This is a genomic window from Sphingomonas kyungheensis (assembly GCF_037120395.1).
GTDB classification, from domain to species: domain Bacteria; phylum Pseudomonadota; class Alphaproteobacteria; order Sphingomonadales; family Sphingomonadaceae; genus Sphingomonas; species Sphingomonas kyungheensis.
This window is the reverse complement of the sequence record NZ_JBBBDM010000001.1, coordinates 497,454-516,322: the sequence shown is the minus strand read 5'-3', so window position 1 is coordinate 516,322 and position 18,869 is coordinate 497,454. Positions and strand designations below refer to the sequence as shown.

General features: G+C 69.3%; 18 protein-coding genes. 8 read left to right on the top strand and 10 right to left on the bottom strand.

The annotated features are described in order from the left end of the window. Positions 1–2: 2 nt before the first annotated feature. From V8201_RS02430 to V8201_RS02415, 4 genes are all read right to left on the bottom strand, one after another. Positions 3–560 (bottom strand): hypothetical protein, encoded by a 558-nt coding sequence (locus V8201_RS02430; RefSeq protein ID WP_037532184.1) that lies wholly within the window; start codon positions 558–560, stop codon positions 3–5. A 238-nt stretch (positions 561–798) separates the two neighbouring features. After that, positions 799–1,068 (bottom strand): hypothetical protein, encoded by a 270-nt coding sequence (locus tag V8201_RS02425; RefSeq protein ID WP_271299375.1) that lies wholly within the window; start codon positions 1,066–1,068, stop codon positions 799–801. Positions 1,069–1,134: 66 nt separating this feature from the next. Then, positions 1,135–1,914 (bottom strand): transglutaminase-like domain-containing protein, encoded by a 780-nt coding sequence (locus V8201_RS02420; protein ID WP_336544382.1) that lies wholly within the window; start codon positions 1,912–1,914, stop codon positions 1,135–1,137. 77 nt (positions 1,915–1,991) lie between these two features. After that, on the bottom strand, positions 1,992–2,744 hold the full coding sequence (locus V8201_RS02415) for a Bax inhibitor-1/YccA family protein (RefSeq protein WP_037532177.1): 753 nt from the start codon (positions 2,742–2,744) through the stop codon (positions 1,992–1,994). Positions 2,745–2,878: 134 nt separating this feature from the next. Between V8201_RS02415 and thpR the strand changes: the two genes are divergently transcribed. After that, the gene (thpR, locus tag V8201_RS02410) at positions 2,879–3,475 is read left to right on the top strand and encodes an RNA 2',3'-cyclic phosphodiesterase (protein WP_336544381.1); all 597 of its coding nucleotides are present in this window, start codon (positions 2,879–2,881) and stop codon (positions 3,473–3,475) included. Then, the gene (locus V8201_RS02405; protein ID WP_037532173.1) at positions 3,475–4,011 is read left to right on the top strand and encodes a superoxide dismutase family protein; all 537 of its coding nucleotides are present in this window, start codon (positions 3,475–3,477) and stop codon (positions 4,009–4,011) included. Before thpR ends, V8201_RS02405 begins: the two co-directional genes overlap by 1 nt. A gap of 16 nt (positions 4,012–4,027) precedes the next feature. Here V8201_RS02405 and V8201_RS02400 read toward each other — a convergent pair whose 3' ends face one another. From V8201_RS02400 to V8201_RS02390, 3 genes are all read right to left on the bottom strand, one after another. Further along, on the bottom strand, positions 4,028–5,581 hold the full coding sequence (locus tag V8201_RS02400) for a spinster family MFS transporter (protein ID WP_336544380.1): 1,554 nt from the start codon (positions 5,579–5,581) through the stop codon (positions 4,028–4,030). Positions 5,582–5,814: 233 nt separating this feature from the next. Then, positions 5,815–6,636 carry a hypothetical protein gene (locus tag V8201_RS02395; RefSeq protein ID WP_336544379.1) on the bottom strand — a complete coding sequence of 274 codons (822 nt, stop codon included), beginning with the start codon at positions 6,634–6,636 and terminating at the stop codon, positions 5,815–5,817. Further along, complete coding sequence (locus V8201_RS02390) at positions 6,609–7,844, bottom strand: TIGR04063 family PEP-CTERM/XrtA system glycosyltransferase (RefSeq protein ID WP_336544378.1); 1,236 nt, start codon at positions 7,842–7,844, stop codon at positions 6,609–6,611. Before V8201_RS02390 ends, V8201_RS02395 begins: the two co-directional genes overlap by 28 nt. A gap of 119 nt (positions 7,845–7,963) precedes the next feature. Here V8201_RS02390 and V8201_RS02385 point away from each other — a divergent pair, with 119 nt between their 5' ends. The 3 genes from V8201_RS02385 (at position 7,964) to V8201_RS02375 (ending at position 10,851) form a co-directional block, all read left to right on the top strand. Then, positions 7,964–8,134, top strand: coding sequence for a hypothetical protein (locus V8201_RS02385; protein WP_336544538.1), 171 nt, complete (start codon positions 7,964–7,966; stop codon positions 8,132–8,134). Further along, positions 8,127–9,476, top strand: a complete 1,350-nt coding sequence (locus tag V8201_RS02380; protein WP_037532171.1) for a DUF5935 domain-containing protein — start codon at positions 8,127–8,129, stop codon at positions 9,474–9,476. Before V8201_RS02385 ends, V8201_RS02380 begins: the two co-directional genes overlap by 8 nt. Positions 9,477–9,840: 364 nt before the next feature. Next, entirely contained in the window at positions 9,841–10,851 is a 1,011-nt protein-coding gene (locus V8201_RS02375; RefSeq protein WP_336544377.1) for an acyltransferase family protein, read from the top strand. Between the two features lie 141 nt (positions 10,852–10,992). Here the strand turns inward: V8201_RS02375 and V8201_RS02370 are convergent, their stop codons facing one another. Next, on the bottom strand, positions 10,993–11,559 hold the full coding sequence (locus V8201_RS02370) for a type 1 glutamine amidotransferase domain-containing protein (protein ID WP_037532167.1): 567 nt from the start codon (positions 11,557–11,559) through the stop codon (positions 10,993–10,995). 109 nt (positions 11,560–11,668) lie between these two features. Between V8201_RS02370 and V8201_RS02365 the strand changes: the two genes are divergently transcribed. Both V8201_RS02365 and V8201_RS02360 read left to right on the top strand, forming a co-directional pair. Beyond that, a complete protein-coding gene (locus tag V8201_RS02365) occupies positions 11,669–12,685 on the top strand; it encodes a DNA topoisomerase IB (protein WP_037532164.1) in 1,017 nt (338 codons plus the stop codon). 11 nt (positions 12,686–12,696) lie between these two features. Continuing rightward, entirely contained in the window at positions 12,697–13,863 is a 1,167-nt protein-coding gene (locus V8201_RS02360) for a mechanosensitive ion channel family protein (protein ID WP_271299382.1), read from the top strand. A 9-nt stretch (positions 13,864–13,872) separates the two neighbouring features. On the opposite strand, the gene V8201_RS02355 is transcribed toward V8201_RS02360, so the two are convergent. Together V8201_RS02355 and V8201_RS02350 are read right to left on the bottom strand one after the other, a co-directional pair. Next, entirely contained in the window at positions 13,873–14,826 is a 954-nt protein-coding gene (locus V8201_RS02355) for a DUF2167 domain-containing protein (RefSeq protein ID WP_336544376.1), read from the bottom strand. Positions 14,827–15,303: 477 nt separating this feature from the next. After that, positions 15,304–18,243 carry an L-glutamate gamma-semialdehyde dehydrogenase gene (locus tag V8201_RS02350; RefSeq protein ID WP_373276453.1) on the bottom strand — a complete coding sequence of 980 codons (2,940 nt, stop codon included), beginning with the start codon at positions 18,241–18,243 and terminating at the stop codon, positions 15,304–15,306. A 156-nt stretch (positions 18,244–18,399) separates the two neighbouring features. On the opposite strand from V8201_RS02350, the gene V8201_RS02345 reads away from it, so the two are divergent. Next, positions 18,400–18,834 (top strand): MaoC family dehydratase, encoded by a 435-nt coding sequence (locus tag V8201_RS02345; protein WP_336544527.1) that lies wholly within the window; start codon positions 18,400–18,402, stop codon positions 18,832–18,834. Positions 18,835–18,869: the final 35 nt, after the last annotated feature.

Here is an 18,869-nt window from a genome sequence, read left to right as displayed (position 1 = left end):
GATCAGTGCGGCGCGGCGGCCGATCCCGTGTCGACCTTCTCGACCCAGTGCGGGAAGAACGCCGGCTTGCGGTTCGACCAGCCCGAGGCGGTCGCCGCCGCTTCGCTGATCGACTGGAGCAGCTTGCGGCGCAGCTCCGGGTGAAGGTGCGGCAGCGCCGCCGCGGCGCAGAAGGCGCTCGGCAGCCACGGCCGCGCCGCCGCGCCGATCAGCCGCTCGTAGAGGAAGCGGAACGCGGAAAAGCTGGTCAGCCGCCCCTGCCCCAGATCGAAGCCGACCAACGTCACCAGCGGCGCGAGGAACGGCTCGACCGCGGCGAGATCGGCGTCATCCGGCACCAGCAGCCGCAGATCGGGGAGTGCCCGATACAGTCGCGCCTGCGCGCGGATGCTCGCCGCCTCGACCACGTCGCGCGACCAGCGGACCATGGCGTCGTCGCGATCAAGCCCGATATCGAGGCTGCGCCGGATATAGCGCTGCGTCGAGCTGGGGAAGCTCGCGAATTCCTTCATTTCGGCCAGCGTCATCGCGCCTTCCGCCGGTCTGTTCTTGGCACCCATGTCGTCACCCCACCCGCCAGAGAAGTCGGCACGATCCTCGCTCATGTTGGTTAACAACATCCTGAACGTGGGACGCCCCGCGTCACAAAAGCATCATGAAAGCTGCTGCGGCGCAACATAGATTGCGACGAGCGGAGTGATTTTGGTCGCAAACGTCGCAGGATAGCCGGATCGCCCATAGCAAGACGGCGGCCCCTCGCGGAACCGCCGTCTTTATCCAATCCGATCGGCGCGTGCGTTACCGGTTGCGCTCGGCCTCTTCGTCGAAGCCCGACGAGGGCGCCGGATCGCGGTCGTGACCGGGCTGCGTCATCGAGGGCGGATCGCTCGCATCCATCGATTCGTCGAGACCGGCATCGAGCCGGGCGTCGGCGCTGTCTGGGTTCTTCTCGAGCCGCTTGTTGATCGACTTGTCCTGGCCGGCATCCTGGCGCGGGTCACGCTCCTGGTTGCTGGCGTTCGGCGCGACCGACAGGCTGTCGAGAGCCTTTTCGTCAATTCCGGTCATGATGACACCCTCCTGAGTTTACCAACCAGCAACGTTCGCCCGCGCCGTTCCGTTCCTGCCGGTCAGTCACGCCGCGGTGACCCGGACCGTCTGATTGACGAACTGCGCGATGCCGAACACCGTCATGAAGGCGATGTCGGTCGCGTCGCGTCCGACGCAGACGCGCGCGATCGTCTCGGCGGGCGCCATCCGCGTCGCATCGACGAGCCGCCACGCGCCGTCCAGCCACAGTTCGGCGACCGCATGGAAGTCCGGCGGATCGACGCCGGGTGCGTAGGCGGCGACGCAGCGGGCCGGGATCTCGCCCGCCCGCGCCAAGGCGACGAGCAGATGCGCGTAATCCCGGCAGACGCCCGACCGACTGGCGAAGGTATCGATCGCGGTCGTCTCGCCGCTGCTGGTATTGGCGCGATAGTCGAGCGACTCCGCCACCCAGTCGGCGAGCGCCGTGGCAAGCGCGCCGCCGCCCATGCCGCCGAAGCGACGGCGGACGAAGCCTTCGAGGCGGTCCGACTGGCAATAGCGGCTCGGCAGCAGATAGGGGATGAGCGCGCCGTCGAGCGCGCGCGCCGGCGTCGCCGGCAGGCTGGCGAGATCGACCGGCGCGCGCGTCACCTCGACCTCCGCCCGATAATGCGCCTTGAGCCAGCCGTCGGCGCGGATCCAGCAGCGCTGGCCGATCCCCTCCTCGCCGCGCGCCGCCACCACCGGCGTGTCGCTCCACACGGTCAGCGATTCGGAAACGATCCGCTGGTCGAGCATCGCCGCCGCCTCGATCTGCAACAGCACGTCGCTCGGCGGGCCGAGGATGGCGTAATCGAGCGCGACGTCGATCGAGAGGCGCATCGGCCTATTCCTTCACACGAAAAAGCCCGGCGGCCGTGGCCACCGGGCTCGTTGAACCAGACGGAGGTCCGGTCGGATCAGTTGCGCTGCGAACCGAAGAGACGCAGCACGAAGAGGAACATGTTGATGAAGTCGAGGTAGAGCGACAGCGCCGACATGACCACGGCCTTGCCGACCATGTTGGTGCCCGCGACCTGGAAATACAGGCTCTTGGTGCGCTGCGTATCGTAAGCGGTGAGGCCCGCGAACAGCAGCACGCCGACGATGCTGATCACCAGATTGAGCACGCTCGACTGGAGGAACAGGTTGATCAGGCTGGCGACGATCACGCCGACGAGGCCAATGATCAGGAAGGTGCCGAATGCCGACAGATCCTTCTTGGTCGTATAGCCATAGAGGCTGAGACCGGCGAAGCCCGCTGCGGTCGAGAAGAACGCGCCGGCGATCGACGTCCCGCTATAGACGAGGAAGATCGTCGACAGCGACAGGCCCATCAGCACCGCGAATGCCCAGAACAGCATCTGCAGCGTCGAGGTCTGCATCCGCCCCTGCCCGAAGCTCATCGCGAAGACGACGCCGAGCGGCGCGAACATCAGCACGTAGCGCAGCAAGCCACCGCCCATGAACACCTGGGCCGCGGGCGACGAGGCCCCGCCCCAGGCGAACAGCAGCGCGACGATGCCCGTCAGCAGCACGCCCGAGCCCATGTAATTATAGACCGACAGCATGTACGAGCGCAGACCCGCGTCATAGGCACCGCTGCGCGCTGTGTCGGTGCGCGTGGCCCCGAACGGCGCGGCGCTCGGCCGGGGGTCAGACCAGTTAGCCATGGTATCCAAAACTCCTTTACCGACCACATGCCGGATGACCGAAATATCGGCCTGCCGTGGTCCCATTTCAAGCGAAACCGGCTAAGTCCCGGTTCCAAAGCAACAGAACTTTACAAAGAGGCGTTACCCTCGCCATGCGTCTGTTCGTCGCGCTCCGCCCGCCCGCCGCGATCCGCGATTCGCTGCTCGACGCGATGGACGGCGTACCCGCCGCGCGCTGGCAGGACGATGCGCAATTGCACTGCACGTTGCGCTTCCTCGGCGATGTCGACCGGCCGCAGGCGGAGGATGTCGCCGCGGCGCTCGCCGCGCTCTATGCGCCGGCGCCCTGCGTCCGGCTGCACAGCGTCGGCCAGTTCGCGCACAAGGGGCGAACCGATACCTTGTGGGCGGGGCTCGCCCCGACCGCGGCGCTGCACCACCTCGCCCGCAAGGTCGAACAGGCGTGCACGCGCGCCGGCCTTGCGCCCGAGCGGCGCGCCTATCTGCCGCACGTCACGCTCGCCCGGCTGCCGCGCAGCGCCGGTGCCGCGCCGGAGATCGATGCCTGGCTGGCGCGCCACGCCGCGCTCGCCAGCGATGCCTTCGTGCTGCCGCATCTCATCCTCTACCAGAGCCATCTCGGCCACGGCGGCGCGCTGTACGAGCCGGTGATGCGCTGGCCCCTTGCGCCGCCGGCGGAACCGCCGCAGGTCCTGCCGGTTCGTTCGGAAACCTCGGGAGACCCTTGATGCGCGTTATCCTCGTCCTTGCCGGCCTGTCGTCGCTCGCGCTTGCCGCCTGCGCGCAGAAAGACCCGGTCGCCGTCGGCAGCGCCATCTCGGGCGGCGCACGCGCCACCGCGAGCCTGCGCACCGCCAACGGCCTCGACGCCGGGCACGCCAATGTTGCCGAGGTGGCCGGCGGGCTGCGCTACACCGTCGACGTCAAGGGCCTGCCGGCGGGGACGCATGGCGCGCATATCCACACCACCGGCCGCTGCGACGCGCCCGACTTCACCACCGCGGGCGGCCATTGGAACCCGACGTCCGCGAAGCACGGTAGCATGAACCCGCAGGGGCCGCATGAGGGTGACCTGCCCAATCTGATCGTCGGCACCGACGGCCGCGGCACGCTCGGCGTGACGGTGCCGGGCGCGACCATGGCGGGGCTGCTCGACGCCGATGGCGCCGCGATCGTCATCCATGCCGGCGCCGACGATCTGATGACCGATCCGTCGGGCAACAGCGGCGGCCGTATCGCCTGCGGCGTCTTCACCGCCGCCTGATCGACGCGGCGGCGGGTCATTCCACCGCCGCCGCCCTCGCCTCGCGCGTCGCCTCCGCGGCCGGCACCAGCCGGTAGGCGGCGACCGCGCAGGCGACCGTCACCGGCACGACGGCGAGCAGCGACAGCATTCCGATCGACAGGCTGCCCGACAGCGTCGAGATCCGCCCTGCCGCATAGGGACCGAGCGCGAGGCCGAGCAGCGTCGTGCCGATGAAGAAGGTCGCGGTCGCCGCACCGCGCATCCGCGGCAGCACGAGGTCCTGCGTCGTCGCCGCCGCCGCGCCGAGCGCGCCGCTCGCGGTCAGCCCGGCGAGGAACAGGCTGGGATAGAACACCCACACGTCGCCCGCGGTGAAGGCACCGATCAGGAACGGCACCGGCAGCGTCGCGCCGGCGAGGACGACGATCAGCCGCCCCGCCGGATTGCGCCGCCGCAGCCGGTCGGCGACCAGCCCGCCGATCGTCACGCCGAGGAAGCCGGCGAGCGCCCCGCTGCTGCCCAACCACAGCCCGGCATGCGCCGGCGTCTCGCCGAGCACACGCAGCGCGTAGGGCGCGGCCCAGAAATTGGCGGCATAAGCGAGGAAGGCGATCAGCCCGTACGCCACCACGGTGCAGACGAACGCCGGCGTGCCGACGATCAGCGCAAAGGTCGCCGGATCGCGCCGCCGCAGCGCGCTGCCCCAGGAGAAGACCGCATAGACGCCGGTGCCGACCGCGATCCACTGCGGCGCCGGCTCGCCCAGCGCGATCAGCAGCGTCACCAGCGCCGCCACCCCGGCCAGCACGGCGAGATTGACGAACAGCGCGCGCGCCCCGCCCTGCCACGCACCGATCAGCGTCAGCGGCGGCAGGATGGTGAGCAGCTCGGCGGCGAAGGCGCGAAACGGCGCGGGATGCGGCGGCGGTGCGGGAAGCCCCTCGACCAGCCCGCGTACCGGCTCCCGCAGCGTCGCGATCCACAGCGCGACGAGCAACCCCGGCAGGCCGACCACGAGGAACGCCGCCTGCCAGCCGACCAGCCCGAGCGGGCCGCCGGCCGGAAAGGCGCGGTTCCAGTTCTGCACGACCATCCCGCCGAGGAACAGCGACACGCCGCCGCCAACGTACAGGCCCGCCGAATAGATCGACAGAGCGGTCGCCCGCAGCCGTTTGGGGAAATGGTCCGAGATCAGCGAATAGGCGGCGGGCGATGCCGTGGCCTCGCCGACCCCGACACCGATCCGCGCCGCGGCAAGCTCGCCCCCGGTCCGCGAGAAACCCGACAGCGCGGTCATCGCCGACCATAAGGCGAGCCCCACCGTCATCAGCCGCACCCGATGCCAGGTGTCGGCGAGCCGCCCGAGCGGGATGCCGAACAGCGCGTAGAAGACGCCGAATGCGGTGCCGTAGAGGAAGCCGAGATCCTCGTCCTTGAGCCGCAGGTCGCGCTTGATCTCCTCGGCGAGGATGGCGATCACCTGCCGGTCGATGAAATTGAGGACATAGACGACGAACAGGATGCCGAGCACGTACCAGGCATAAGGCGACGCCCGCTGTTCGCCTGCCCCCGCCGTCGCCTCGGCCATCGCCATCCCCTCGCCTTGCCGGCTCACGCTAGCAGAGGCGTGGCGGGAAGACGATACCCGATGCTCTAAACCGGCCGGACGCGGTCGGCGGGCGGGTTAGGGATGCACGCGGAAGCGCAGAGGACGCAGAGAGAATGGGGTGAAGCGTCCGTGCAGCATCGGCGAGGAGAGGAAGCGCCCGCAGCACACCTCTGCGCCCCCCGCGCCTCTGCGCGACAACATTCGTCGCGGTGCTAAGCGCGCCGTCGCTGCCGCGTGCCGCGCTCAAGCCGGTCGAGCAGCGATTCGATCGATGGCACTTCCGCAGGCGCAGGCGCGGATGCGGGTGCGGGTGCGGGTGCGGGTGCGGGAGATGCAGCGGGGGCTTCGACTATCGGCTCAGCGACAGGTTCGGTGATGGCCGGCGCGGCTTCGACACTCTCTTCGTCTTCCGGCTTCACCTCAGGCTCAGGCTCAGGCTCAGGCTCAGGTTCGATCGCCACCGGCTCCGGCTCCACGACCGACACCGGCGGGCGCAGCGGCATCACCGGGCGGACGGGTTCGCGCGGCACGTCGGGCAGCGCGCCGGGGTGATAGGCGGCAAGCGGCTGGTTGAGATCGACCGGGATCGATTGCACCACCGGCGGCTCGTCCGCAGCGGCCGGCGGCGTCGGCGGCGGCAGCGGCGTACCGAGATCGGCCGCCGACATCGGCCGGCGCGCCGGCGCATCGGGATGCGCGTCGGCGCGGCGCAGCACCGGCACGCCGGTGTCCGCCGCAGCCGTGCGCGCGAACAGACCACCCGCGCCGAACAACAGGAACAGCGCCGACCAGGCCACCGCCGCGGTGACCAGCCCGCCGCCGAGCGCGAGCAGCGCACGCGCCGTCGCGCCGAGCGGCGGCGCGGCGGCGGCGATCAGCGCCGGCATGCCGCTCTGCCATACCCAATCCTCCAGCACGGTCTGCGGCACGAGCAGGAAGAGCGCCGCCACCGCGATGCCGCCGGCGATGCCGCCGGTCGGCGCGATCCAGGCGGTGGAGCGTGCTGTCATCGATTGGCCGGGGAACGCTGCCATGATCCATCCACTGTCGCGGCCATGGTCAGCCGCTGGTAAATTGGTTCGTAACGACCAATGTTTGACGACCAGTTACGCTCCTGTTCGACGAAGGCGCGCGCCGCCGTCCGCCGCCGCGCCCAGCCGCTGCGATCGGCGAGCAGCGTGGCGAGCGCCGCCGCGATACCCGCCGGATCGTCGGCGGGAAAGAGCGTGCCGGTGACGCCGTCGCGGATCAGCTCGCGATGCCCGCCGACGTCGGACGCCGCGACCAGCTTGCCCTGCGCCATCGCCTCGAGCGGCTTGAGCGGCGTCACCAGGTCGGTGAGCCGCATCGCCTTGCGCGGATAGGCGAGCACGTCGACCAGCGCATAATAGCGCTCCACCTCGGTATGCGGCACCCGGCCGACGAAGCGGATCGCCGCCGCCACCGGCGACGCCGCCGCCTGCGCGCGCAGCGCCGCCTCCATCGGCCCGCCGCCGACGAGCAGCAGCCGCGCCTTGGGCCGTGTCGCGACCAGCGCCGGCATCGCCGCGATCAGATCGTCGAGCCCTTCATAATCGTAGAAGCTGCCGATGAAGCCGATCGTCTCGGCATCGCCGAGCCCGAGACTGTCGGCGAGCGCGGCGTCGCGCGCGGCGGGCTCACCGAACAGGTCGAGATCGACACCATTGGGCGAGACGACGATCTTCTCGCGGTCGATGCCGCGTGCGATCAGGTCGTCGCGCAGCCCGTCGCAGATCACCGCCACCGCATCGGCGCGCTGCACCGCCCAGCTTTCGAGCGCCCGCGTCGCGCGATAGCGTGCCGAGCCCTCGCGCCCGGTACCGTTGCCGACCGCGGCGTCCTCCCAAAAGGCGCGTATCTCATAGACCAGCGGCAGGCCGCGCTGCCGGGCGACGCGCAACGCGGCGAGCGCGCCGAGCACCGGCGAATGGGCGTGCAGGATATCCGGCCGGAAGGCATCCACCGCCGCCGCGATCCGCCGCGCGAAGGCGGCGATCCCCGCCACCTCGCCGACCAGCCCCGCCGGGCGCTTCGCCAGCGTGCGGTGGAAGGTCAGCCCGTCGACCGACTCGACCGCATCGGCCACCGCCCCCTGCCGCGGCCCGGTCACCGCCGCCACCTGCCACCCGCGCGCCTCCTGCGCCTTGAGGATCGCGCGGGTGCGGAAGGTATAGCCGCTCTGCAGCGGCAGGCCGTGATCGAGGACGTGAAGGATGCGCATCGCCACGCCTTATGCCACGCGGGTTTAAGGACGCGTCAATCGCGGCGACGCGCGGGACTTAACGTGACATCAACCCGGTGCGCCGCATAGGCTGCGGCCATGCGGACCGGCGCCCTTCGATGATCGACAATCTGTCGCTGGCGATCACCCATGCGCTGATGCTGCTCGCCGCCTGGCTGCTGCTCAAACGGCCGGACCTCGATGCGGAATCGCCGGCGCCGCGTCACTGGCGCGCACGCGGGCGCGGCGCGACTCCGCCGCCGCCGCAGGATCTGCCGCCCGGTGCGTGACCTCGTCTTCGTCGCCTTTCTCGCCGCGATCTTCGGCATGGGGTTGCGGCGGCCGTTCCTGCTCGTGCTCGCCTATGTCTATATCGACATCGTCTCGCCGCAGCGGCTGACTTATATCCTCCTCAACAGCGTGCCGATCTCGCTGATCGCGGTGGCGCTGGCGGTGGGCGGCTGGCTGCTGATCGACGACAAGAGCGACAGCCGGTTCGCGCCGCGGCAGGGGCTGATCGTGCTGCTGCTGCTCTACTGTTGGGCGACCACGGCCGGCGCCGATTTCCCACACGACGCCAAGGACAAATGGGACTGGGTGTGGAAATGCCTCGCCTTTGCCGCCTTCCTGCCGCTGACGCTGCGGACGCGGCTGCGCATCGAGGCGCTGCTGCTGTTCATGATCCTGTCCGCCGCGTCGATCATCATCGTCGGCGGGATCAAGACCGCGGCGGGCGGTGGCGGCTATGGCCAGCTCGACCTGATGGTCAACAACAATTCGGGGCTGTACGAGGGCAGCACCATCTCCACCGTCGCGGTGGCGATCGTGCCGCTGATCGTCTGGTTCATGCGCCACGGCACGATCTTCCCGCCCGACTGGAAGGTGAAGGGCTTTTGCCTGTGCCTGGTCTTCGCCTGCCTGCTGATCCCGGTCGGCACGTCGACGCGGACCGGGCTGCTCTGCATCCTGCTCGTCGCGGCGCTCTCGCTGCGCAACACGCAGCGCAAGCTGCTCTACCTCGCGATGATCGGCGCCGCCGGCTTGCTCGCGGTGCCGTTCCTGCCGGCGAGCTTCACGCAGCGGATGAGCACGATCAAGAGCCATGACGCCGATGAATCCGCCTCGACCCGGATCGCGGTGTGGCAGTGGACGATCGACTATGCCAAGACCCACCCGTTCGGCGGCGGCTTCGACGCCTATCGCGGCAACCATATCCGCTACGAGATCCGCAAGACCGACGGCAGCGGCGCCGACCCCGGCATCACCGACCAGGCGATCACCGACAAGGCGCGCGGCTATCACAGCGCCTATTTCGAGATGCTCGGCGAACAGGGTTATCCGGGGCTGTTGCTGTGGCTGAGCATCAGCGTGATCGGGCTGGTCCGGATGGAGGTGCTGCGCCGCCGCTACCGCGATCCGGCGGGCGAGTTCGGCTGGGCGGGGCCGTTGGCGGCGGCGTTGCAGACCGCGCATCTCGTCTATCTGCTCGGCGCGGCGTTCATCGCCATCGCCTTCCAGCCCTTCGTCTACATGCTGATCGGGGCGCAGATCGGCCTCGATTCCTATCTGTCGCGGCGGCGCGCGGAAGCGGGGCAGACGCCGATGCGGCGGCCGCGCCCGGTGGCGGCGTGAGCGACGCGATGGCGGGCTGTGGCCGGCTTGGGACACCCGTGCTCCTGCGAACGCAGGCGCCCAGGGTTGCGGGGGTGACGCGCCGTTGGGCTGCGTGCCGTCCGGCGAGCGCTGGATCCCAGCGACACCCCTTCCGTCATGCCGGACGTGGTCCGGCATCCACGGTCCCGCAAGAGCCTGAGCCGTCAGGTTTGCGGCACGGTGGACGCCGGACCAAGTGCGGGGTGACGGCGTGGTTCGGGCGCGGTCGAGACGGCCGCGGAGGTCCCGCATCTATGGGGTTACTGGATAAGCACCGTCGGCGACCGTCCCAGCGCCGCCGCCTTGGCCGTGATGCCGGCCCTGCGCTCCGCAACGCCGTCGCATGACCGAGCTGCGCGCGCTCACCAGCCTGCGCGGGATCGCGGCGTGGCTGGTCGTCCTCTACCATATCCGCGGCGGAATCGCCGGTCTGCCCGCTGCCGGCGAGCGCCTCCTCGCCAAAGGCTATTTGGCGGTCGACGTGTTCTTCCTGCTGTCGGGCTTCGTCATCTGGCTGACCTGGCATGCGCGGCTCGCTGCGCCGGGCGCGGCGGCGCGGTTCCTGCGCAAGCGGGTGGCGCGGATCTGGCCGTTGCACGCGGTGATGCTCGCCGCGGCGGTGGCGCTCGCGCTCTTGTTGCGCGCGACCGGGCGCAGCGACCCTGCCTTTCCGTTCGCCGAGCTGCCGCTGCACCTGCTGCTCGTCCAGAATTGGGGGCTGACCGACCGGCTGCACTGGAATGATCCCGCATGGTCGATCAGCTGCGAACTTGCCGCCTATCTGCTCTTCCCGCTGCTGGTGCGCGCGATCGACTGGCGGCGGGTGCCGCTGGCCGCGCTCTGTGCGGTCGCCGCGGCGCTGCTGCTCGCGCTGCATGGTGCTATGCGCGGGGCGCCGACGCTCGGCACCGATATTCCGCGCTTCGGGCTGGTCCGCTGCCTCGCCGAATTCGGCGCCGGGACGATCCTCGCGGCGATCTTCCTGCGCCGGCCGCCACTCGTCGCGCCGGTCGCGATCGGCGTGATCGCCGCCATCGGCTGGGCGCTTGGCGCACCCGAAACGCTCGTCGCGCCGGCGACCTTCGCCGCGTTGCTGCTGGCGCTCGCCCTTACCGCCGGACGTCCGCGCCATCCGTTGGAGGGGCGCCTGCTGCACGGTCTCGGCGAGATCAGCTATGCGACCTATCTCGCGCATTTCCTGCTGTGGAAGGCGTTCCGCATCCCGCTCGCCGCACCGGTGCTCGGGCCGCGGCTGATCGCGGTCTATCTGTTGCTGCTGCTGGTCGTTTCGGTCGTGCTCTACCGGTGTGTCGAGCGTCCGGCGCAGCGCTTCATCAACGGAGCGTCGCTCTAGAGTATCGGGTTCGCGCGGAGGCGCGGAGGGTCAGGTTTCGGAGACGCTTTGCCTCTCCTCAACTGAGTCAAAGCCGCTGCGCGGCACCTCTGCGTCCTCTGCGCGAACCGATACGGGCGAGCAAGGCTCGCCCGCAGGACTTCAGGCGTCCTCGCTTTCCTCTTCCAACTCGTCCGCCAGCGCGTCGAGGATCGCCTGGTTGAACGCCGGGATATCGTCGGGCTTGCGGCTGGTGATGAGGTTGCCGTCGACCACCACAGCCTCGTCAACCACATCGGCGCCGGCGTTCTCCAGATCGGTGCGTACCGACGGCCAGCTCGTCACGCGACGGCCGTCGACCACGTCCGCCTCAACCAGCAGCCACGGCGCGTGGCAGATCGCCGCGACGATCTTGTCGTCTTCCATGAATTCGGTGACGATCTCGATCGCCCGCTCCTGCAGGCGCATCTTGTCGGGATTGCCGACGCCGCCCGGCAGTAGCAGCGCGTCATAATCGTCGGTGTCGACGGCATCGAGCGTCAGCTCGGGGGTGATGCTCTGCCCCTTTTCGCTGTCGTTGATGACGCCGGTGATCGGATCGGTCTTGATCGAGGCCAGCGTGATCTGCACGCCGGCGTCGAGCAGCGCCTGCCGCGGCTTGAACAATTCGTCCTGTTCGAACCCGTCGGTGGCGAGGATCAGCACGCGCGCTTGGGCAAGGTCGGCCATGTCATGTCTCCTGGGATGCGCGGCACCAACCGCCACCCCGGCCCGACGTTCCCGGAACACTCCGCATGGCCCACGCATTTCCTCTTTCCCCGTCGACGAGGAGCAAAGGGTGGCAGCGCGTCTGGTCTATTGCGACGATTCGAAACCCGGCATCACCCGGCGCAAGATGCGCCACGGCTGGGGCTATTTCGATGCGTCGGGGGCGCGCATCACCGACCGCGACGAGATCGACCGGCTCAATGCGATCGGCCTGCCCCCCGCCTATCGCGACGCGTGGTTCTGCCCCAAAGCCAACGGCCATATCCAGGCGGTCGGCTGGGACGAGAAGGGCCGCAAGCAATATCGCTACCACACCGGCTTCCGTGAGGCGCAGGAGGCGGCGAAATACGAGAAATGCGCCGATTTCGGCCATTGCCTGCCGCGCATCCGCAAGCAGGTGGAGGCCGATCTCGCCAGCCGCGGCCTGACCAAGGACCGCGCCGTCGCCGCGGTCGTCCGCCTGCTCGACATCGGCCATATCCGCGTCGGCAACGAAGCCTATACGCAGGCGAATGCCAGTTATGGCGCGACGACGCTGCGCAAGCGCCATGGCGAGGTGCGCGGCGCGACGCTCAAGCTGCGCTACAAGGGCAAGTCGGGCAAGGAACGCGACATGCGCGTCACCGACAAGCGCCTCGCCGCGGCGGTGCGCAAGATGCAGGACCTCGACGAACAGCATCTGTTCGCCTGGGTCGACGACGATGGCATGGCGCATCCCGTCACCTCGTCCGACGTCAACGACTATATCCGGCGCGTCGGCGGCGGCGACTTCACCGCCAAGCATTTCCGCACCTGGGGCGCGAGCGTCACCGCGTTCGAGGCGCTCGCCCATGCGCAAGCCGACCTCAGCCTCAAGGCGTTGCTCGAGCCGGTCGTCGCGCGGCTCGGCAATACGCCGGCGATCGCGCGCAAGAGCTATGTCCACCCCTCGCTCATCGGCCTCGTCAAACAGGGCCAGAGCGCATTCCGCAAGGCGCTGCGTCTGCCGCGTTCCGCCCGCTACCTCAGCCGCTGCGAACGCGGTCTGATCGCCTTCCTGGAGGCGGGCACCCCCGCGGCGCTGCCGATGCTCAAGGCAGCCGCCTGACAAGGTCGATCATGTCCAATACCACCTCCGCCGCCGCCAAGGCGCCGATCTTCGACGCCGGTTCGGTCCAGAACCAGATCGGCGACTTCTACACCGCCAGCGAGATCTGGCTGCACACCCACTGGCTGCAGATCCTGATTGCCTTCGCGATCGGCACGGTGATCGTGGTCGCGTTGCACGGGCTGCGCCGGCTCGGCCAGAAATTGTGCGGCGCGGAGGTCGGCCGGCGCGGCTGGGGGACGATCCTCGGCCGGGCGGTGACGCGGACCAGCAACTTCTTCATCATCATGCTCGCCGCCAAACTGGTCGTCGGCTATGCCGGCGCGCCGAGCCAGGTGGCGACGACGGTCAATTTCCTGTGGACGGTCGCCTCGGTCTTCCAGGCGGCGATCTGGGCGCGTGAGCTGATCCTCGGCGCGATCGAGCATCGCACCAGCAGCGAACATTACAGCGGCGAGGCGTTGCTGTCGGCGATGGGGCTGATCCGGCTGCTCGTCACCGTCGCGCTGTTCGCCATCGCGCTGGTCGTCGTACTTGATAATTTGGGCGTCAACGTCACCGGCCTCGTCGCCGGGCTCGGCGTCGGCGGCATCGCCATCGGTCTCGCCGCGCAGGGCATCTTCGGCGACCTGTTCGCGGCGCTGGCGATCATCTTCGACCGGCCGTTCCGCCGCGGCGACAAGATCAGCTACGGGACCACCAACGGCGTGATCGAATCGATCGGCCTCAAGAGCACGCGCATCCGCGCCTTTACCGGCGAGCTGCGGGTGATCAGCAACAAGCAGCTGCTCGACAAGGAAATCCAGAACACCAGCGTGCGCGACCATATCCGCATCGCCTTCACCATCGGCGCCGCCTACGAGACGCCGCCCGAAACGCTGGCGCGCATCCCGGCGATGCTGAGCGAGATCGTCGTCGCGGAGGGCGGCAAGGTCGCCCGGTCGGGCTTCGAGACGTTCGGCGCGTCGAGCCTCGACTTCGCGCTGCAATTCGACATTCCGGGCGACGACTGGGCGACCGCGCATCCGATGCGCGACCGGATCATGGTGGCGATCATGACCCGCTTCGCCGAGGAAGGCATCACCATTCCCTATCCAACGCAGACCAACTACACCGCCGCACCCGACGGCACGCTGGTGATGCCCTATGCCGCGGGGGGTGAGCCGGGCGCCAAATAGTCGCGCTCGTCATTCCTTCGTGTCGGGCTCGTCCTCTGCATCGCTCCCACCCTGTGCGCGTCCGCGCAGACGGCCGGCAAACCCCTTGGCGTAGCGGGTGATGGCGGCGCCGGCGGCGAGGAAGAGGATCAGGAACTTCTTGCCGAAGGCGAGCAGGATCGCGAGCAGGCCCAGCTTCTTCGCCACGGCGACGCCGGCGCCCGCCGCGACCAGTCCGGCAAGGCCATAGGCCGCCGTCTTGTCGACCGAGGGGTCGTAATCGGCATAGGCGGCGCCCCTGGCGAACTGCGCCGCGCCGGCGAGCGCCTGCGCCGCGCCGCGCACCTCGACGAGCTGCGGCATGCCCGAGATCATGTTGAGGCTCAGCACGCCGTCGCGGCCGAGCAGCCGCACGTCGTAATTGAGGACGTTGGTCTTGCTGTCGGAGAAGCGGATATTGCGCGCCCAGATCAGTGCGTGGCGCGCCGGATCGTAGGTCGGCGCCTGCGCCCAGCCGACGAAATATTCGGTCGGATAGCCGGCCTTCTGCCGCTTCGGATTCTCCGCCTGCTCGTTCGCCCGGATCTCGGCGACCAGCGCGTCATAATCCTCGGACGCCGCGTCCTTGTCGCTGACGTGGCCGGTCCGATCGTAGGTGACGACCGCGCCCCAATCGTTGTCATAGCTGGTGCGGTCCTTTTCGAAGACGATGCCGAGCACGCCCTCCCCCGCGTCGGGCGGGTTGCCCCATAATTTGACGATGACCGCCTTCGCATCGTCGGCCGGGACGAAATAATAGCGGGTCCCGAGATGCAGCGTCGCCTTGGCGGGGCCGACGACGACATCGCCATATTGCCGGGTGAGCGCCTTGTCGAAGGCGACGATCGCCGCCTTGTCGTGCAGCACCCCCGGTTGCGCCGCCGCCGGCACGGCGGCGCCCTGCAAGCCGAGACACACCGCCAGCGCTGCCACCCACGTCTTCATGATGCCCCCCGTCTGATCCGTTATAGAGGATCATTCCGGTGGGCCGTTCACGCCGGGGCGCAGGTGTGCGGGAGGGCAGCTGGGTGCGCGGCTGAGTTCATCCTGCCGTGTGTGGGTTCGTGCAGCCCGGACGCGCATCTCCGCGCCTCTCCGCGCTTCCGCGCCTCCGCGCGAACTATATCGTGGCCGTCTTTCAGATTCTCGCGTCAGCCCGTCTTTGCGGAACACTTGCTCGCAGTGCTCCCGCGAAGGCGGGGAGCCCGGAGTCTTCTTGCCGCAAGCCGTTGTTCTGCTTGGCTACTGGATTCCCGCTTTCGCGGGAATACTGGTCTTTGGCAGGGAGCTTTTCACGGGCCCTGAGCATGCGGGGCGAGGCGTCTCAGGACTATCTGGAACTGCCCCGGCCGGACTGCCGGGCCGGCACTTGCGGCCACCCTCCGCACGATCCGCCCGCGCCTCCCACACGCGGGCCGCCGCTCAGATCCCCCCTTCGTCGAGCGAGAGCAGCGTCGCATTGCCGCCGGCCGAGGTGGTGTCGACCGACACCGCGCGCTCGGCGCAGAAGCGATAGAGATAGTGCGGACCGCCCGCCTTGGGGCCGGTGCCGGACAGGCCCTCGCCGCCGAACGGCTGCGAGCCGACCACCGCGCCGATCATCGACCGGTTGATGTAGAGGTTGCCGACCGCCGCCGCTGCCTCGGTCACCTCGGCGGCGCGCGCGATACGGCTGTGCAGGCCCATCGTCAGGCCATAGCCCTTGGCATTGACCCGCGCGATCGTCTCCTCGAGCTTGCCCGCCTCCCAGGTCGCGACGTGCAGGATCGGGCCGAACCATTCGCGGTCGAGGTCCTCGATCCGGTCGATCCGCACCAGTGTGGGCGGCACGAACAGACCCTCGGCCGGCGCGGGCAGCGTCTTCACCGTGCGGTCGGCGACGCTGGCGCGATAGGCCATCAATTTGTCGTAGGAGGCGCGATCGATCACCGGCCCGACGTCGGTCGCCGGATCGGCCGGATCGCCGAGCCGCAGCGTGTCCATCGCGCCGGTGAGCATCTCGATCACCGTCTCCGCGACATCCGCCTGCACCAGCAGCAGCCGCAACGCCGAACAGCGCTGTCCCGCCGACCGGAAGGACGAGGTGACGACGTCCGCCACCACCTGTTCGGGCAGAGCGGTGCTGTCGACGATCATCGCGTTGATCCCGCCGGTTTCGGCGATCAGCGGCACGATCGGGCGATCGTCGTCCGCCACCAGCGTGCGCGCGATCCGCTTGGCGGTGGCGGTCGATCCGGTGAAGGCGACGCCGGCGATGCGCACGTCCGCGGTCAACGCCGCGCCGACCTGCGGCCCGCCGGGGACGAGGATCAGCGCGTCGCGCGGCACGCCGGCCTGATGCGCGAGCTCGACCGCGACGCGGGCGATCTCGGGCGTCTGCGGCGCCGGCTTGGCGACGACGGTATTGCCGGCGACCAGCGCCGCGACCGTCTGGCCGAGGAAAATGGCGAGCGGGAAGTTCCACGGCGCAATCGTCGCCCAGACGCCGCGCCCCTCGATATGCAGCATGTTGCGCTCGCCGGTCGGTCCGGGCAGTTCGACCGCGCGCAACCGGCTGCGCGCCTCGCCGGCGTAATAGCGGCAGAAATCGGCGGCCTCGCGCACCTCGCCGATCGCGTCGGGGATGGTCTTGAACGCCTCCTGCACGCAGATCGCCATCAGCCGGTCGCGATGCGCTTCGAGCAGGTCGGCGAGCCGCTCCAGACACGCGGCGCGCTCGTCCACCGGCGTGCGCGACCAGGTGGGGAAGGCGGTGTGGGCACGGGAGACGGCCGTCGTGACGATCGCCACATCATCCTCGCCGCCGGCAGCACGGGCCAGCGGCTGTCTGACCGCGGCGACCGTCGCCTCCAGCGTCGCGACATCGCTGAGGTCGAGCCCGCTCGAATTGCGGTGGCCCGGCGCGAACAGATCCTTGGGCAGCGGGATGCTGGGATGGCGCGCGCCGCCGACCGCGGCGATCTTCGCGACCGGATCGGCGAGGATCTCGTCCTCGCTCAGCCGCGCGTCCGCGAGCTGGTGGACGAAGCTCGAATTGGCGCCATTCTCCAGCAGGCGCCGCACCAGATAGGCGAGCAGATCGCGGTGCCCGCCGACCGGCGCGTAGATGCGGCAGTGATAGCCGTTCTCGCGCACCAGCCGCTCGTACAGCCCGTCGCCCATGCCGTGCAGCCGCTGGAATTCGAAGTCGCGCGCATTGCCCGCCCATTCGAGGATCGTCGCGACGGTCAGCGCATTGTGGCTGGCGAAGGCGGGGCGGATGTTCTCGGCAGCCAGCATGTCCTTGGCCACCGCCAGATAGGAGACGTCGGTCGCCGCCTTGCGGGTGAACAGCGGATAGTCGCTCAGCCCCTCGACCTGCGTGCGCTTGATCTCGCTGTCCCAATAGGCGCCCTTGACCAGCCGCACGTTCATCACCCGGCCGAGTTCGTTCGCCCAGGCGACCACCGGTCGCGCGCGCTTGCCATAGGCCTGCACCGCCATGCCGAAGCCGTCCCAGCCCTTGAGGCTGGGCAGCGCCGCGACCGCGCCGATGATGTCGAGGCTCATCTCGAGCCGCTCGGATTCCTCGGCGTCAACGGTGAGCGCGATGCCCTTGCCCGCCGCCTGCACCGCCAGCGCCTCGAGCATCTCGGTCAGCGCGGGGACGCATTCGCTCCACCGCGCGACTTCGTAGCGTGGGTGCAACGCCGACAGCTTGACCGAGATCGAATGGCCCGCGGCGGGATCGCGCCCGACCGCGTCGATCGCGCCGACATAGGCCTCGTAATAGCGGCGCCCGTCGGCAAACGTCCGCGCCGCCTCGCCCAGCATGTCGAAGCTGGCGGTGAAGCCCTTGTTGTCGGGCTTCTTCATCCGCCGCATCGCCTCGTCGATGGTGCGGCCCATGACGAAGATCTCGCCCATCCGCTTCATCGCCTCGCCGACCGCCATGCGGACGAACGGCTCGCCGGCGCGGCCGATCAGCCGGCGCAGCGGTCCCGACGGCCCTTCGCCGACGAGCACGCGGCCGACCACCAGCCCCCAGGTGGCGCCGTTGACCAATTTGCTGTTCGACTGGCCGGCATGCGCGCGCCAGTCGGCATCGCCCAGTTTGTCCGCGATCAGCAGGTCGGCGGTCTCCGGATCGGGAACGCGCAGGAACGCTTCGGCAAGGCTGAGCAGCGCCACGCCCTCCGACGAATTGAGCCGATATTCTTGGAGGAACTGGTTGACCCAGCCGCGGTTCTGCGCCGCGCGCAGATCGGCGAGCAGGCCGGAGGCGTGGCCGATGATCCGCTCGCGCGAATCGGGCGACGCGGAGGCGCGGTCGAGCAGCGGCTTTAGAACATCGGGTTCGCTGGCCCGATAGAGTTGGGCCATCGATTTGCGGGCAGCGGAGGCGGAAGCAGCGGACATTTTCAAGCTTTCGGTCGGTCCAGGCTTGCGAGGAACACCCTGCCGTGCCTAGAAGATGCGCCGCCTCTAGCGCCCCAGGCCAGCGAAGGAAATCCGGTGACGTTTCTCAACGCCGAGCAGATGCGGGCCCGGATCGGTAGCGAGACGGTGTCCGACTGGGTCGAGGTCAGCCAGGCGATGATCGATCGTTTCGCCGCCGCGACCGGCGATGACCAGTTCATCCATGTCGATCCGGTCGCCGCCGCGGCGACGCCGTTCGGCGGCACGATCGCGCATGGTTTCCTGACGCTGTCGCTGATGCCGCTGCTCGCGTCGAAGGTGCCGGATGCGCCGCAGCTCGCGGGTGCGCGGATGGGGATCAATTACGGCGGCAACAGCGTCCGCTTCCTCACCCCGGTGCGCGCCGGCAGCCGCGTCCGCGGCCGGTTCCGCCTGCTCGCCTTCGACGAGAAGAGTCCCGGCCGCTTCCAGCAGACCACCCAATTCACTGTCGAGATCGACGGCGTCGAGAAACCGGCGCTGGTCGCCGAATGGATCGGCCAGATCGTCACCTAACCCGCCCCCGCACGTCCGTGCCTTGAGGATCAACC